The 16091-nt window shown below is 72.4% G+C and carries 11 protein-coding genes; 4 read left to right on the forward strand and 7 right to left on the reverse strand.

Going from position 1 to position 16091, the window contains the following annotated elements; all coding sequences use genetic code 11:
• A partial coding sequence (locus ACYVE9_RS04940) for an ATP-binding protein (RefSeq protein WP_461026463.1) occupies positions 1-2421 on the reverse strand: 2421 nt, incomplete at its 3' end.
• 260 nt (positions 2422-2681) lie between these two features.
• Positions 2682-5546, reverse strand: coding sequence for an ATP-binding protein (locus ACYVE9_RS04945; protein WP_461026464.1), 2865 nt, complete (start codon positions 5544-5546; stop codon positions 2682-2684).
• Between the two features lie 1836 nt (positions 5547-7382).
• Between ACYVE9_RS04945 and ACYVE9_RS04950 the strand changes: the two genes are divergently transcribed.
• Together ACYVE9_RS04950 and ACYVE9_RS04955 are read left to right on the forward strand one after the other, a co-directional pair.
• On the forward strand, positions 7383-7931 hold the full coding sequence (locus tag ACYVE9_RS04950; protein WP_461026465.1) for an aldo/keto reductase: 549 nt from the start codon (positions 7383-7385) through the stop codon (positions 7929-7931).
• On the forward strand, positions 7874-8338 hold the full coding sequence (locus ACYVE9_RS04955) for an aldo/keto reductase (RefSeq protein ID WP_461026466.1): 465 nt from the start codon (positions 7874-7876) through the stop codon (positions 8336-8338). The genes ACYVE9_RS04950 and ACYVE9_RS04955 overlap by 58 nt, the downstream gene beginning before the upstream one ends.
• A gap of 76 nt (positions 8339-8414) precedes the next feature.
• Here the strand turns inward: ACYVE9_RS04955 and ACYVE9_RS04960 are convergent, their stop codons facing one another.
• On the reverse strand, positions 8415-8888 hold the full coding sequence (locus tag ACYVE9_RS04960; RefSeq protein WP_461026467.1) for a MarR family winged helix-turn-helix transcriptional regulator: 474 nt from the start codon (positions 8886-8888) through the stop codon (positions 8415-8417).
• Positions 8889-9072: 184 nt separating this feature from the next.
• Here ACYVE9_RS04960 and ACYVE9_RS04965 point away from each other — a divergent pair, with 184 nt between their 5' ends.
• The gene (locus ACYVE9_RS04965) at positions 9073-9906 is read left to right on the forward strand and encodes an alpha/beta fold hydrolase (protein ID WP_461026468.1); all 834 of its coding nucleotides are present in this window, start codon (positions 9073-9075) and stop codon (positions 9904-9906) included.
• Positions 9907-10360: 454 nt separating this feature from the next.
• Here ACYVE9_RS04965 and ACYVE9_RS04970 read toward each other — a convergent pair whose 3' ends face one another.
• The 4 genes from ACYVE9_RS04970 to ACYVE9_RS04985 form a co-directional block, all read right to left on the reverse strand.
• Entirely contained in the window at positions 10361-11227 is an 867-nt protein-coding gene (locus ACYVE9_RS04970; RefSeq protein WP_461026469.1) for a VC0807 family protein, read from the reverse strand.
• A 72-nt stretch (positions 11228-11299) separates the two neighbouring features.
• Positions 11300-11920 carry a TetR/AcrR family transcriptional regulator gene (locus tag ACYVE9_RS04975; RefSeq protein WP_461026470.1) on the reverse strand — a complete coding sequence of 207 codons (621 nt, stop codon included), beginning with the start codon at positions 11918-11920 and terminating at the stop codon, positions 11300-11302.
• Between the two features lie 24 nt (positions 11921-11944).
• A complete protein-coding gene (locus ACYVE9_RS04980; protein ID WP_461026471.1) occupies positions 11945-12979 on the reverse strand; it encodes a Gfo/Idh/MocA family protein in 1035 nt (344 codons plus the stop codon).
• Between the two features lie 8 nt (positions 12980-12987).
• Positions 12988-14367 carry an NDP-hexose 2,3-dehydratase family protein gene (locus tag ACYVE9_RS04985; protein WP_461026472.1) on the reverse strand — a complete coding sequence of 460 codons (1380 nt, stop codon included), beginning with the start codon at positions 14365-14367 and terminating at the stop codon, positions 12988-12990.
• A gap of 364 nt (positions 14368-14731) precedes the next feature.
• On the opposite strand from ACYVE9_RS04985, the gene ACYVE9_RS04990 reads away from it, so the two are divergent.
• The coding region (locus ACYVE9_RS04990) for a beta-ketoacyl [acyl carrier protein] synthase domain-containing protein (RefSeq protein ID WP_461026473.1) at positions 14732-16091 on the forward strand (1360 nt) is incomplete at its 3' end.

Here is a 16091-nt window from a genome sequence, read left to right on the forward strand (position 1 = left end):
CCCGGCACGGGCCCGGTCGGCGGCCTCCTCGGCGAGCGCGCGTGCGGCCCGCGGGTCCTCGAGCCGGAGGTGCGCCCGCGCGGCCCAGTACCACCACGTCGACACGGCCGGGTTGTGCCGCTGCCACTGCCGCTGCCGCCGCCCGCACTCCAGCAGGTCGGCCAGTGCCTCCCGGGGTTCCTTGTGCCGGAGGGAGAGACGTCCCCGTGCGCTGAGGAACTCGTTCCAGTGCCAGCCGTCGAGTGCCGTCTCGGGGAACGTGCGGGTGGCCAACTCGTCGGCGCCGGCGACGTCACCTGTCTCCAGCAGGACGTGGACCCGGGTCGCCACCGAGAGGACCTGCCCGGGCTCCCACCGCTCCTCCGGCGCCACCGCCAGCACCTCACGGGACGCCTGCTCGGCGTCCGACAGACGCCCCGCCCGGTAGGCGGCCTCCGCCCACCAGATGGTGCACAGGGTGAGGGACAGCCGGTTGTCGCTCTCCCAGGCGGACTCGACGACGTGCCGGTACGCGTGGGCGGCGTCCTCAGGGCGGTCCGCGTGGAGCAGCACCGTCGCCGCCGTGGTCGGGACGTACGGCGAGTCGATGCCGGGGACGCTGCGGGCGATCACCCGCTCGGCTGTGCGCGCGGCATCCGGAGCCGTCTGCCCGACGAGCACGTCGTACGCGGCGCCGACCGCCAGCAGGGCCCGTTCCCCCGGCGTGTCGCCTGCCATGCCCGCCGGGCCCCGGGGCTCGTCCAGCAGCGGACGGAAGGTCGTCAGGTCCTCGCAGGCGATCAGGCGACGCTGGGCCTCCACCAGCGCGGCGAGGTCGGGAGAGGACTCCTCGAACGCCGGGCCGTGCTCGGCGAGCAGCCGCACCGCCCGGGGCACCTGCCCGGTCCGCGTCAGCCCGCTGGCCAGCGAGGCCAGCACGCGGAACCGTTTCAGCGGGGTGTCGACGTGCTCCAGGGCCGACTGCAGGTGCCGCACACTGGCGTGCACGTCCACCGCGACCTCCATCAGGCCCAGTTCAGCGAGGACACACGCCCCCGACGAGGTGTCCGGCTGCTCCCTCAGCGCGTGCCGCAGCAGTTCCACCGCAACGGCCGGTGCGCCGCGCACCGATGCCTCCCTGGCGGCCTCCCGCAGGACGCCGACGGCCAACGGCTCGGTGACCGGCAGGTCCGGCATCGTCAGGTGCCCTGCCACCTGCTCGGCGCGCGCCCCGGCGTCGAGCAGCAGCCGGGCCGCCTGGCGGTGGGCCGCCAGGTGCTCGGCCGGCGGCATGTCCGCCAGGATCACCTCCCGGACCAGCCCGTGGTTGAAGGACCACGGGCTGTCCGCCGGCACCGCGCTCATCAGGCCCACGCCTGCGAGCGTCCGGACCGCGGAGCCCAGCGCCGCCTCGTTCAGCCCGGCGAGGCGGGCGTGCACCTCGGGCGGACAGCCCTCGCCGAGCACGGCGAAGGCCCGGGCAGCGGCCAGGGTCGGCGCGGGCAGTTGCCGCAGGATCTGCAGGACCGCGCCGTCGAAGAGCGTGCCACCGTCGGCGATGGCACGCTCCAGCCCGGGCACGGTGAAGGATGCCCCCTGGGACTTCAGCATGGTCAGCAGCGCGCACACCAGCAGGGGGTTGCCCCCGCTGCTGTCCAGGCACGCCGCGTAGAAGCCCGGCTCCACGTCACGGCCGACAGCCTCCCGCACCAGCTCCGACACCCCGGACAGGCTGAGTGGCCGGGGCCGCAGGACGAGCGCGTGGGGATGGGCCGCCAGTTCCTCCAGCAGCGCGGCGTCGGTCGTCCCGTCGTTGGTGCGCACCGACACGGCCAGCAGGACCGGCAGGTCCTGCATGCGTCGCGCCAGGTGCGTCAGGAACCGCAGGGACGCCAGGTCGGCGCAGTGCGCGTCGTCGACCACGATGACGAGCGGTGACTCCTCCGCGAGATGGCAGGTGAACCAGTACAAGCCGTGCAGCACGGCGTGGGACACGTCATCCGTGGCGGGGCCCACCTGGTCGTGGCGGGCGGAGGAGTCGAGAGCCCGCAGCGCAGGTCTGGCCAGACCGGCGAGCAGGCGGTCGCGGCCCTCCGGCCCGAGGGAGGCGAGCACCGGTTCGAAGAGCTGCCGCACCACGCCGAAGGGGAAGTCCCGCTCCAGGGAGTCGCACCGGGCCGCCAGGACGCGGGTGCCGCCGAGACGGGCCTCGCTCGTGAGGTGCCGCAGCAGCACGCTCTTGCCGATACCGACCGGACCCTGGAGGAGGACGGCGCCTCCCCGTCCGGCGAGTGCGTCCCGGAGGAGGACCTGCAGGGTGTCGATTTCCCGCTCACGGTTGACCAGCGTCATGACCAGTTCCCTGTTCGTTTGTGGATCGCCTGCGGTCAGGTGGGGGAGCAGTACGGACGAGCAGCGCTCGGAGCGATCCCGCACCGACACCGTGCCACGGTATGGGAGCGCTCTCTTCCAGCGGTGGCGGGCCCCGTACGGCACTTCCGCACAATGCCGTCCCGGGGACGGGCGGCCGGTGCTCCGCCGGCCTGCCGCCGCTGCGGACGCGGAGCTGTGGCGGGCGCGGCGGCCCGACCGACCCACCAACGCCGGACAGCGGGCACAAATCGCCGAGCCGGGTGGCCGCAGCCACCCGGTACGGCGCGGGCGCGTTCCGTCGGGAGCCGGCACCGCGGGGCACGCCGACGTCAGGGAAGGACGGTGCTGTGCGATGCGGCATCGGACGGGGCGACCTCCCGCAGTGCTGTCTCGAGGGCCGACCGCCCCCTGATGGACAACTTCCGGTAACAGCTGGTGAGGTGCTTCTCCACCCCCCGCGAGGTGATGCCGAGTTCCTCAGCGATGGCCTGGTTCGTCTGCCCGGAGGCCGCCAGCCGTGCGACGTGCAACTCGGCCGGCGTCAGCCGGGGCCCGTTGGCCTCACGGGTGTCCGAGGTACCACCCAGCAGGCGTGCGGCGGTCTCGGACAACCGGGGCGCACCGCAGTCCGCGGCGAGCGCATGCGCCCTGCGGAACGCGGCCCTCGCCTCTGCGGAGGCCGGCTCCAACCGCCTGCCCAGGGCCAGCAGCGACTGGCACAGCGCGTAGCGGTCGGCCGAGGAGCGCAACACCTCCACTGCCTCACGCAGTTGGGCCACCCCCGCCGGGCCGGCCGTCACCCGCCCCTGAACGGTGAGCGCCCGACCCAGCGCCGCAGGCGCTCCCCAGGCCCGCGCCCGCTCGACCTCGCCGCGGCTCAGCTCGACGGCCTGCCGGTGCTGGACCAGCCGGTCGTGCACCAGGGCCGCCTGCGAAGCCCAGGGCAGCAGCGCCGGGTTGTCCCAGTCGCTGCGCTCCAGACGCTGACCCGCCTCCAGGAAATGGTCCAGTGCCCCGCGCGGATCACCCTGGCGGACGGCCGCCCCGCCTTTCAGCATGGACAGCAGTGCACCCGACATCGGATCCCCGGGGGCGCGGGAGCGGTTGCCGAGAAGGCGTTCCGTGAGCGCACCGTCGCCGGTGCGGATCGCCACCGACGCGAGTGCGATCGCCGAGGGCTCGGCGACCTCGCGGTAGTCGGTGTCCGCCCGCTCGAACGACTCCCACGCGTAGGACCTGGCAGTCGCCACCCTCCCGCAGGCCAGAGCGGCCACCGCCTGCTCGGCGCGGATGACCACCCGCTCCACGTCGCCGGCGGACCGCGTGCTCAGCCCGTACGCGGTCCGCAGCCACGGAACGAGCGCCTCGACCCGATCGGCGGCCACCAGCGAGGTGACCAGCGTCGGCAGAGTCGTGTGCACATGGCCGGGCGTGGCCGGTTCCCGGTCGAGCACCTCGCCCGCGAGCGCCGCGACCTCGGCGGCGGTGGCCGCGCCGCCGACGGTGGCCGCCTGGAGCAGCACGGCCAGCAACTCGCGCTCCCCGACCGTTCCCACCGGCGGTCGCGGTCCCAACTCCCGCAGCCGGGCGACGGAGTCCGCCAGCGAGGCCGCGTCGCCAGCCGAGACGTACCGGGAGCGTGCTTCGAGACGGAGAGTTAAGTCGCGTTCTTCCGTGCTGAGTTGACTCATCCGGTCGAACTCCTGGGCGGACCGGCGGAGCAGGTCCCCGACCGGGAAGGTCGTCGTCTCCAGCAGGAAGGGCGAGAGCCGCACCAGCGCCGCGGCCCGTTCACCGGCCGAGTCCAGCAGGGTGACGGCCTGCGAGACGTGCCGGACGGACGCCAGCGGTGCGAAGCTGCGTTCGGCCGCGGCCAGCTGCGTCAGCAGCCGCCCCCGCTCCGCCCCGTGGGCCGAGTTGTCCAGCAGGGCCCGCCGCACGTAGCGCGCGGCGAGGAGCGGCTCGCCGCGGCGCATGGCGTCGCCGGCCGCGCTGCGCAGCACCCGGGTGGCCCACGGACCCAACGAGACGGTGATCGCCATCAACTGCTCGGCCACCTCCTCGGCCGGGCGGCCCTCCTGGAACAGCAGCTCCGCGGCCCGCGCGTGCAGCCGGGTGCGTTCGGGCAGCGGGGTGCCCTCCAGGACCGCCTCGCGCACCAGCGCGTGGGTGAACTCCGGCAGCTCCCGACCTGTCAGCAGGTCGGCTTTGGCCAGCAGGCGCAGCGCCTCGTTCCGGCCCACCGGGTCGAGCCCGGCCAGCCGTCCCAGTACCTCGGGCGGCGTGTGGTCACCGAGCACGGCGAGCGCACGGGCGAGGCGGCGGATGTGCGCGGGCTGGGCATCGAAGTAGAGCAGCAGACGCTGGTGGAGCAGCGAGGGCCGTCCGGCGGCCGGGCCCTCTGAGCCGTCGGCGCCCGGGGCCGTCAGGTGGCCGCCGGCAGTCCCGCCGTCGCCCTCGGAGTCCATCAGCGCACGCAGCAGCAGCGGATTGCCGTTGGACGCCTCGTGCAGGGCGGCGACCTGCCGCTCGGAGCAGCGTTCTCCGTGGCGCCGCCGCACCAGCTCCCGGGTCGCGTCGAGGTCCAGCCTGCCCGGCGTGAGCGTGTGGGAGGCGTGGGCGATCACCTCGTTGACCCGTCGCTGCTCGGCGAGGGTGTCACCTTCCCGGATCGTGCACACCACGAACACGCGCATCTGCGACACCCGCCGGGCCAGATGCCGCAGCCAGCGCAGCGACTCCGCGTCGGTCCAGTGCAGGTCGTCCAGGAGGAGCAGCGGCAGGCGCTCCCGGCTGATCCGCTCCACGGCGCTGAGCAGGCCGTGCATCGCCGCCTCCGCCTGCTCCCGGCTGCCGGGCTCGCCGGCCTCCGCACAGGGGGCGGTGAGAACGGCGCGTGCGGGCTCGGCCGGTCCGGAGAGCCAGCGGTCCCTCGTCTCCGTGGGGGCGAGCCGGAACGCGGGCTCGAACAGTTGCCGCACCACGCCGACGGCGTAGTCCCGCTCGGTGGGGGTGGCACTGGCACGCAGCACCAGGGCGTCGCGCTCCTGCCCCATCGAGGCGGCCTCGTCGAGGAGGGCCGACTTGCCCACGCCGAGAGGGCCGGCGACCAGGGTCAGAGAGCCGTAGCCGTCGTCCGCAGCGCGCAGCGCCGACGCCAATGACGCCAGCTCGAATTCTCGATTCAGCAACATGACGCAGCGTTACCTCACAGTTGAAGTCCGTACGGAACCTCAGCCCAGCGACGGTCGATGGGAATTGTCCGCCCGTGGCCGAAAACGGCATTGCAGTACTCGCTGACCTTTCCGGGCGCGAGTAAGCGGTGCTCGGTATTCGGCACACTTCGACTGTTCACCGACTGCGGATCGCGCGGTCCTGGTGAGAGGACTCTTGAGTCGGTGGGTAGACCCAAGGGCGGAATCATGTAGCGCTCACGTTGTTTCGTCTGGCGGCGGGTTGTTTGAGCAAAAATTGAGCTTCCGAGCAGCCGCTTGTGTCAGGGATGCGACGAGGCGGTACCGCTGCCCCACCAGAAGATCATGCGGAGAATCCTGGGACTCGCGCCAGGGATTGTCAAGAGCCCCCCTGTAGAGCGGACGCTTGGTCGTTTCCCCAGTTCCGCGGGCATCGAGGCGGACACGAGCGAGGGGTCCGAGCCGCCGGGCAAACCCGAAACCGGACGCTCCGGTGAGGAATGCGCAGGCCTTCCGGGTGTTCTCCGCGGGGATGCCGAGAGCGTGAAAGCGCGGGACTCGGGCGGAACTGCGCCACTGACTCCACCGAGCCTTCGGCGCGTGGGCTTCCCCTCGCCGTCGTATGTCCGGTTCAACAAGAAGTCTGTGGGATATCGACCGGATCGACGGGGCGCGTACGACGGGTGGCCCCGGCGGCAAGGGGACGTACCGGCATTTGTCAACGCCGAATGCACGCGGTCACCAGTGCGAAGTCGGCGTCGCTCGCGTTCGGTATCGGAACGCGTGACGGAAAAGGCCGGGGCGACTGCGTAGCGTCTGCACCGGCCGTGTTCCGGCCGCCACCGGTGCGGCAGGTGCACGCGGTGAGGAAGCGGGCAGCCCGTGGGCTCGGCCGCCCGGAAGCCGTCACCAGGGCAGGGGCCGGCTGGGGTGCGCGTGCGGCCCGCGCCCGGGGGACCCGTGCCCCGTCCGGGGTCCGGTTCGCCCCTCGGGCACGATACGGGCAGGAGCCGGGCCGGTGCGTGCTCGGGAGAGCGCGGTGCCCGTCCGTGCGGAGCCGGTGAAGCCGCCGGATTCCTGCCCGTCTTTTGCGGCTCCCGGATCAGTCGGCCTCGCCGTGTTCATCCGCCGTTATCGCCGCGAGTCATGAGCGGACATCCGGGAGGCGATGGCGGAAGTGTCGTGCCGCGCGTTCCCGCCTCGGCAACTGGCAGCCAATTCAGTGGAGTTCGGCGTTGGCCAGGTGCCTTGCGCGAGAATGGGGGAATCACCCGGTGCGGGATGGAAGGGACTTCTTCCGCGGAGATGACGTGTATCTCGAGGACCTGCACGGCAATGGCAGGCACCCTGCCTGCGCCCGGTGATTCCCGGCCCCGTCCCACGGCCGGAAGGGGTGAGGGAGCGGGCGCGGGCGCATCGGCGGGGCCGTGACGCCTGTGCCCGTTTCCGCCAGCGCTGCGCCTGGGAGGCGCCGGGGACGTCCCGGCAGGGGCATCGGCCCCGCCTGCCCGACGGTTGGGGTGACGGGCAGGCGGACGGGCCGTCGGGTCTGCGCAGCGAGTACCCGCAAGTGCCCCGCCGGGACGTCAGGACCCTCCGGAGGCCCGCCCCGCTGCTGGGGGCGTCGCTGCACACCTGTTGGGAACCGGAGGACCACTGGGAGAACGCCCCGCCGCGCCGGATTTGTTCCAGCTGGCGGCCGTCCGAGCGGGCGCGGGCCGGACGGACGCCGCCCACCACCGGTCAACGAGCACCGGCGTCAGGCGACCTGACGCGCCGGTAGGCTGACGCGTGGCCGTGACGGCTGCCTGGGGCCGCAGGCGTAGGGTCGTGCGGATGGCAACGGGAACAGGGACACACGCCGACCGGCTGCTCTACGGCTGCATGGGCCTCGGCGGCGACTGGAACACGGAGTCCTACGGCGCGCCGGAGATCGCCCAGGCGGAAGCGGCCGTCGAGGCCGCTCTGGAGTGCGGCATCACCACCTTCGACCACGCCGACATCTACCGCTCCGGCAAGGCCGAGGCGGTCTTCGGTGAGGTCCTGGCCAGGGCGCCGAAGCTGCGCGAGCGCATCACGCTGCAGACCAAGTGCGGCATCCGCCTCCCGCAGGGCGACCGGGCCGGGCTCTACGACCTGCGCGGCGCCACCGTCATCCGCCGGGTCGAGGAGAGCCTCACGCGCCTGCGCACCGACGTCATCGACGTCCTGCTGCTCCACCGGCCGGACCCGCTGGCCGACCCACAGGACATCGCCGAGGCGCTCACCGGGCTGCGCGGGCAGGGTCTGGTGCGCGGCTTCGGGGGGCCAACATGGCCGCGCCGCAGATGGCCGCACTGCAGGAGTGCCTCGACGAGCCGCTGGTGGCCAACCAGTTGGAGATGAGCCTGCACGCCCGGGACTGGCTGGAGGCGGGTGTCCTGGTGAACACTCCCGCGGCAGCCGCCAACGGCTTCCCCTTCGGTACGTTCGAGTACTGCCGCGCCCATGACGTGCGCCTCCAGGCGTGGGGCGCGCTGGCGCAGGGCCGCTTCACCGGCCGGCAGGAAACGGCGGCCGAGCAGGCCACCGCGCGGCTGATCGCCTCGCTCGCCCGGGAGAAGGACACCACGCCGGAGACGGTGCTGCTGTGGTGGCTCCAGCGCCACCCCGCGCGCATCGCCCCCGTCGTCGGCAGCGCCCGCCCGGAACGCATCCTGGCCTGCCGGGACGCGGCCACGGAGGCCCCTCGGCTCAGCCATGAGGAGTGGTACGCGCTCTGGTCGACCGCGCGGGCCGCGCCGCTGCCCTGACCTGGGCTGCCGGGACCTTCGGTGCCGCCCGTACGGAACCGCGGACGGGGCGGCCGGGAGGCCGCCGCCGCCCCGCTCAGCGGGTGTGGTGGTGCCGGCTCACGTTGTCGGTCAGCCGGCGCAGGACGGCGCGCGTGTGCTGCAACTCCTCCGGCTCTAGTCCCATGGCGTCACCGATGGTGTCGGGGACTGAGCGGGCCCGATCGCGCAGTGCGGACCCGTCCTCGGTAAGGCTGACGTGGACCGTCCGCTCGTCGTCGCTGCTGCGCTCCCTGCGCAGCAGCCCGTTCGTCTCCAGGCGCTTGAGCAGCGGCGACAGGGTGCCGTAGTCGAGCTGGAGGTCCGCGCCCAGTTCCTTGACGGTGAGGCCGTCGCGCTGCCACAGCACCAGCAGCACCAGGTACTGCGGATACGTGAGGTCCAGCTCGCTCAGCAACGGCCGGTACAGCGCCGTCACCGCCCGCGAGGCCGCGTACAGGGCGAAACACAACTGGTCGTCGAGCACGGGCGGACCGTCATCCTCGACCGGGGTGCCGGGGTGGGTGTTCATCCCCCCACTGTAGTGACACCCGATTGAGTGGGGGGCGGTTGAGTTGCCCAGAAAGATTGTGCACAACTCAATCGTGGGCTAGTGTTTGGTCCGTCGCCGGGGAACGCAGCCGGCACCGGAAGGCAGCGGCCCGCCGCTCCGTCCTCCCGTCTCACTCAGCCCCTCCGTCCAGAAGGAGAACGCCATGCCCCGTGTCACCGTCGGCCAGGAGAACAGCGCCGACATCGAGATCCACTACGAGGACCACGGAAGCGGTCAGCCCGTCGTCCTCATCCACGGCTACCCGCTGGACGGCGACTCCTGGGAGAAGCAGACCGCGGCCCTGCTGACGGCCGGGTACCGCGTCATCACCTACGACCGGCGCGGCTTCGGACGCTCCAGCCGGCCCACCGTCGGCTACGACTACGACACCTTCGCGGGCGACCTGCACACCCTGCTCGAAACCCTCGACCTCAACGACGCCGTGCTCGTCGGCTTCTCCATGGGCACCGGTGAGGTGGGCCGCTACCTCGGCACCCACGGCTCACGCCGCGTCGCCAAGGCCGCCTTCCTCGCATCGCTGGAGCCGTACCTGCTCAAGACGGACGACAACCCGACCGGCGTCGACGGCAGCGTCTTCTCCGGCATTCTCGAGGCCGTCACCAAGGACCGGTACGCCTACTTCACCGAGTTCTACGAAGCGTTCTACAACCTCGACGAGAACCTGGGCTCCCGCATCAGCGAGGAGGTGGTGCGGGCGAGTTGGAACACCGCCGCGGGCGCCTCCCCGCACGCGTCGGCTGCCTGCGTACCCACCTGGACCACCGACTTCCGCGCCGACCTGCCCAGGATCGACGTCCCGGCGTTGATCCTGCACGGCACCGCCGACCGCATCCTGCCCATCGAGGCCACCGGCCACCCGTTCCGCGAGGCCCTGCCGCAGGCGGACTACGTCGAGATCGAGGGCGCCCCCCACGGTCTGCTGTGGACCCACGCGGAGGAAGTGAACGACGCGCTCCTGGCCTTCCTCGCCAAGTAGTGCCGCGGTCCCGTCAGCCGACTTCTCCGAGGCACCGCAGGCCGTTCCCGAGGAGCGGAAACGCGTTTCTCGCGGATATCACCGGGGACGTCACGACGGATATCAGGAAGGCCCCGCGAGTACCGTGCTGCTGCGCGGACCGAGCGGGGTCTTCGCGTGTTCTCCGTGACGACGCGGACCCACCCCGTTGACCGTCGTCCGGTGGGAAAGGGAACAGCCCGGGAATCACGGAGGCCGGTCGCGATTCTCCAGCCGGCACCCGACCGCGGCCGCGGGTGACCAGCGCCTCGGCGCGGTCAATTTCCGAGGCGCGTAGCACGCCGCTTCAGGCGCTTCACCTTCGAACGCGGGGAGACCGTTCTCGAACCGGCGGCGCCACTTCGCCGGCAGCCCTGCTGGCGGGGCGCCGCGCCTCGGCAGGGGGGACACGCCTCCGTCACCGGAGGAAGCCGCGTCACCCCTGCCGGGGCCGTTCGGACGTCGCGTCCTGCTCGTCAGTGGCAGTGGCAGTGGCAGTGGCAGAGGGATCGGGATCGGTGGCAGGACCGGCGGCATGGGCGGGGTCGGCGGGCTCGGCGGCTTCGGAGGCCGGTCCGGGGCCGGAGCCGGACCTTCGTCCGTGGCGGTCCCCGAAGATCTTGGCCAGTGTGCCCGTGCGGAACAGCGCGATCTGCGTGATGACCTGGAGGCCGATCCAGGACACCGCGTACAGGATGCCGTCGAGAGCGGGGACGCTGTCGACGGGCAGGGTGTAGGCCATCACGACCCGCAGCACGGCGTCGCACAGCAGGCCCACGCCCCACAGGACGGTCAGCGCGCGCCACACGCGGCGGAAGCCCGGATCGGTGGTCCACAGGCGTTCCAGCAGCGGCTTGCGGCCGGGCAGGAGGGCGCGCAGGGCCTGGTAGGTGAACGGGCGCGAGGTGAACAGGGTGACCAGCAGCCACAACCCGACAAGCGCGGTGAAGAGGCCGTTGCGGGCGAGGGCGATGCGCGGGTCCGCGGTCAGCAGCGAGGCGGCGGCGCTCACGGCCAGCAGGCTGACGGCGAACACCCCGATGGCGTCCAGCCGGCGGTGGCGCACGGCCGAGTACAGCGCGTGCAGCGCGGGTGCCGCACCGCTCAGCAGCAGGGCCGGTATCTCGCTCGTCCCGGCCGCACGCAGGAGGTAGTACAGGCCCACCGGGAGCACGATGTCGCACACGACGGTGATGACGAAGGCCCGCCGTTCCGGCGGTGGCCCCGCCGGTGCGGTCTCCCGGCTCCCGACCCCGGTGGTGGGGGACGGTGGCGGAGCGGAACGTGGTGTGGGGGGATTCATGGAGCCGTCTCCGGGGGGTACGGCCGCCGGGCCGTCGGACAGCGGCGGCCTGGGTGGGGCGCCTCGGCAGGACTAGTCCGGCCGGGTGCACCGGTCGAAGGCGTCCGTGAGTTCACGCGTGCACCGGTCGAGGTCGATGTCCGGCTGCCGCTGGTGGTGCCGCAGGACGTTGTCGATCGCGCCCCGGATGGTGAGGGCCATGGTGAGGGCGTCGAACGTGCCGAACTCGCCCGCCTGCTGCCCTTCTTCGAGCAGCGAGACCAGGCGCTCCACGGACAGGACGCTGTGTTCGATGTCCCCCAGGCCCTCGATCTGCCCCTCGCGCACCATGGTGACGATCTCCGTCAGCGCCTTGGTGTGCTCGGGATAGCGTGCGGTGAACTCCACATGGGAGGCGATGTAGGCACGCAGCTTCCCGCGGTGGGTCTGTGCGTCGCTGAGACGGGCACCCGTGTCCTGCTCGGCTGCCGTGAGGATGATGTCGGCCACTTCGGCGAACAGCTCCGGTTTTCCGGAGAAGTGGTAGGAGATCATCCCCGTACTGCTCAGTTTCGCGTGCTGCGAAATCCTGGTGAACGAGGTCTTCGCATAGCCCAGTGCGGCGAGCGTTTCGATGGACGCCTGTACTATTTGAGCTCTCCGAGCGTTCTGTGTAAAAGTCCGGGTGTTCGCCCGGGCTGCCTTGGCCGTCATGAAGATGAAATTAGCATGATCAGTTCAAGGCGTTTTTATAGATTCTGTTCCGTCGGCGTCCTCGTCGGCAGCCGGAACCATCACACGCACCGCCGTTTCCCGCACGGCGTCGACAAGTTCCATCGCCTCCACCGCCGCTTCGCGGCGCACCGTGTCCGCGGCGGCGCCGCCGCTGCGGACGACTTCGGCGAACTCGCGCAGGCACCGCTGCAGTTGGTCGAACGCGGGCAGGTGGAAGTGCTCCTCGTGGTCCTGCTCCTCCAACACCAGCAGTGGCTGATGGGCGGGCGGCGGCGTGAACGCACGCGGCACGGTGAGCCGGGCCCGCTCGCCCCACAACGTGTACGTAGAGGCGTACGCGTGCTCGAAGCCGAAGGCCAGCTCGGCCAGCACACCCCGCGGTGACACCAGCAGCACCTGACCGGACAGGTCCAGCCCGTCGCCGCCCCGGGTACGCAGCGTCGCACCGGCCACTCGCAGCCCCGGCCCGAGCAGGTGCGCCGCCGCGCGCAGCGGGTACACACCGACGTCGAGCAGCGCTCCGCCGCCCAGTTCGGCCCGGTACCGGATGTCGTCGGCCGGCAGCGGGGGAATGCAGAAGGCGGCGCGGAACGACGCGAGCGGGCCCAGCCGGCCCCGCCGCACCAGCTCCCGCACGTGGTCGTGCTGGGGGTGGTGCAGGAACATGAAGTTCTCCCGCAGCACCAGCCCCCGCTCGCCGGCCAGCGCGCACAGCGCCCGCGCCTCGGCTGCGTCGGTCCCGATCGGCTTCTCCACCAGGACGTGCTTGCCCGCCCGGAGCGCCCGCTCGGCCCACGTGCGGTGCAGCGCGGTCGGGGTGGAGACGTACACCGCCTCCACGTCCGGCCTGGCCAGCAGTGCCTCCGGGCTCTCGGCGACCGCGCAGCCGAACCGGTCGGCGAAGTGCGCCGCCTTCTCGGTGCTCCGCCCGGCCACGGCGACCAGCTCCACCTCGGGCGTGCGCACCGCCGTCGGGAGCACCCGCCGCCACGCGATGGACGACGTGCCCAGCGCGCCCAGCCGCAGGGGCCGGTCCACGCCCCCCGTCACAGCGACCTCAGCGCCGCGACCAGCGTCCTGGCCTGCACGTTCAGATGATGGCTGTAGCGGAGCAACTCGTCGACCTGGCGCAGCGACACCCAACGGAACTCGTCCGAGACCACCGTCACGTCGTCCTCCACTTCGATGATCATGTAGCGGCTCCGGGCGTGCAGGAAGCGGCCACCCTCCTCCGAAAGCAGCACGTCGTAGCGGACGGCCGCACGCCGCTCCAACACGTCGGTCAGATACGGCGGCTGCGCCTCCGGCGGCAGATGCGTGTAGTTGCCGGGGGTGCACTGCACCGTGGGGCCCAGCTCCACCAGCAGCGCGAAGCCCGGCTCGACCCGGGCCCGCAGCAGCACGTGCGGTACGCCGTCCACCCGGCGTACGAACAGCGCGGCCAGGCCCGTCCCGTGCGGTTCCAGCAGCGGCTGCGACCACGCCGACACCTCACGCCGGCCGGAGGAGACGTCCACCGCCACCACACTGAAGTGCTGACCGCGCTCGTGGGACACCTCACGCTCACCGCAGTGCCAGCCCGTCGTGGCGCCCAGGCCGATCGGCGTGACGGACAGCTCGTGCTCGGCGCGGCGCCGCGTGATCCAGCTCCGCAACTCGGCGTCCGTGAGCAGCGCCTCCTCCTGGTCCGCGGCCCCGAGCCGCCAGTCCGGCAGGCACGACAGCACCGTCCGCGCGTCCATGTTCACCAGGTCGTCCTGCCCGAGCAGCGTGTTCACCTGCCCGAGCGTCAGCCACACGAAGTCCTCCGCGGCCTCGACCTCCGGACCCACCTCGACGATCATGTTCCGGTTCCGCTTGTGCAGGAACCACGACCCCTGCTCCGACTGCAGCACGTCCGCCACCACCGCACCGGGTGCCGGGCGGCGGAAGCAGTCCAGATACGGGACCGCCGAACCCCCGTGCACACCGGTGTAGTTGCTCTTCGTCGCCTGCACCGTCGGCGAGAGCTGCACGCCGTTCACGTTGCCCGGCTCCGACTTGGCCTGCATGAGCACGTGCGGGATCCCGTCGAAGTCACGCAGCGCGATCCCCAGGATGCCCACCTCGGGCTGGGAGATGATCGGCTGCTCCCACTCGGCCACCGGACCGAAGTCCGACCGCACACGCAGACCGTGCACGGAGAAGAACCTGCCGCTGGCGTGCCGCAGATCACCGGTGGCCTCGTCGAAGTCCCAGCCGTCCAACTCCGCGAAGGACACCCGGTCCACGCGCTGGACCTGTGCTCGCCGCCGGCCCGCGAGCCACGCGGCGAAGTCCGCGTTCCCGACGGCGACGCCGTCGACGGCCGCCGCCGACGCGGCCAGCCTCGACCTGGTACGCCGCTCCTGGGCACGCGACGGCGTCAGCACGGTTGTCGCGGTCATCGATCCGCCCTCTTCTGGTCGCGGGAGCACGGCTGCGGCACACCGACCGAACACCGTCCGGCCGCACGAGCACGCGCACCGAGAGATCCCGGCAGCGACTGCCGCCCTTTCAGCGTGCACGCCGCATCTCGGGCATTCACCTAGTCTTCGACCCCTTGCGCCGACCTCCCGCACTCGCTACGGAGACCGCACGCACCCCACCCGCCGCCCCCTCCCTGCCGTGCCGATTCCCCGGGGCGAAAGCGCCTCCCGACGTGCTTAGGAATTCCCCTAGAGCACTTCGCCGGGCCGCCGGGCGCACCGTGCCACGTGCGAATGTGAGGGCTGCCCCCACGCTCTTCCCATGGTGTTTGGAGTGCCATCGATGAACGAGCCGGTGCCCAGCGACGCCCGGACCACCGCTCCGGAGCACGAGCCCGTGGCCGTCGTCGGCCTCGCGTGCCGGCTGCCCGGTGCCGACAGCCCGGCCGCCTTCTGGACCCTGCTCACCCGTGGGGACAGCGCCGTCGTCGACACTCCCGAGGACCGGCGCACCGGGGCGCCCCACGACGGTTTCGCCATGCCGGGCGGGGGCTTCGCCCCCCACCGCGGCGGATACCTCAGCGCCCCCGCCGAGTTCGACGCGGCCTTCTTCGGCATCTCGCCGCGCGAGGCCGACGCCATGGACCCGCAGGCCCGCCTCTGCCTCGAACTGGGCTGGGAGGCGATGGAGGACGCGGGCATTCCCGCCGACGCCGCGCCCCGGTCCACCGCCGTGTTCATCGGCGCCGACGTCTGCGACTACGCCGACGTCGTCGGGCGGCAGGGCCCCGACACCGTCGGACACCACACGCTCACCGGACTCAACCGCGCCCTGATAGCCAACCGGCTGTCGTACGCCCTCGGCGTCAACGGCCCCAGCATGACGGTGGACAGCGCGCAGTCCTCCTCCCTCGTCGCCGTCCAGCAGGCGTGCGACAGCCTGCGGCTCGGCACCTGCGAACTGGCACTCGCCGGAGGCGTGCACCTCAACCTCAGCCCCGAAAGCACCCGTGCGGCCGCCCAGTTCGGAGCCCTCAGCCCCGACGGTGCCTGCCACACCTTCGACGCCCGCGCCAACGGGTACGTCCGCGGCGAGGGCGCCGGCCTCGTGGTGCTGAAGCCGCTGTCCCGGGCCCTGGCGGACGGCGACCACGTCTACGCCGTGATCCGCGGCGGCGCCACCAACAGCGACGGCGACGGCTCCGGCGGCGGCCTCACCGTCCCCGACGCCGACGCCCAGCAGGCGGTGCTGCGCTCCGCCTACCACCGGGCCGGCGTCGACCCCGGCCGCGTCGGCTACGTCGAACTGCACGGCACCGGCACCAGAGTCGGCGACCCCGTGGAGGCCTCCGCACTCGGCGCGGTGCTCGGCACCGCGGCGAACCGGACCTCAGCACTTGCCGTCGGCTCGGTCAAGACGAACATCGGCCACCTGGAAGGCGCCGCGGGCATCGCCGGGCTGCTCAAGACCGTGCTCTGCCTCGACCGCGGACAGCTCGTCCCCACTCCGGGGTACCGGGAGCCGAACCCCGCCATCGACCTCGAACGCCTCAACCTGCGCGTGCAGTCGCAGCACACCCCGTGGGCCCCGGCCGGCCCCGGCCGCCCGCTGCGGGCCGGCGTGTCCTCCTTCGGCATGGGCGGCAGCAACGCCCACCTCGTGCTGGAGCAGGCAGCCCCCCGCCCGGCCGCCCCGCCCTGCC

It is taken from the genome of Streptomyces sparsus (assembly GCF_054776295.1).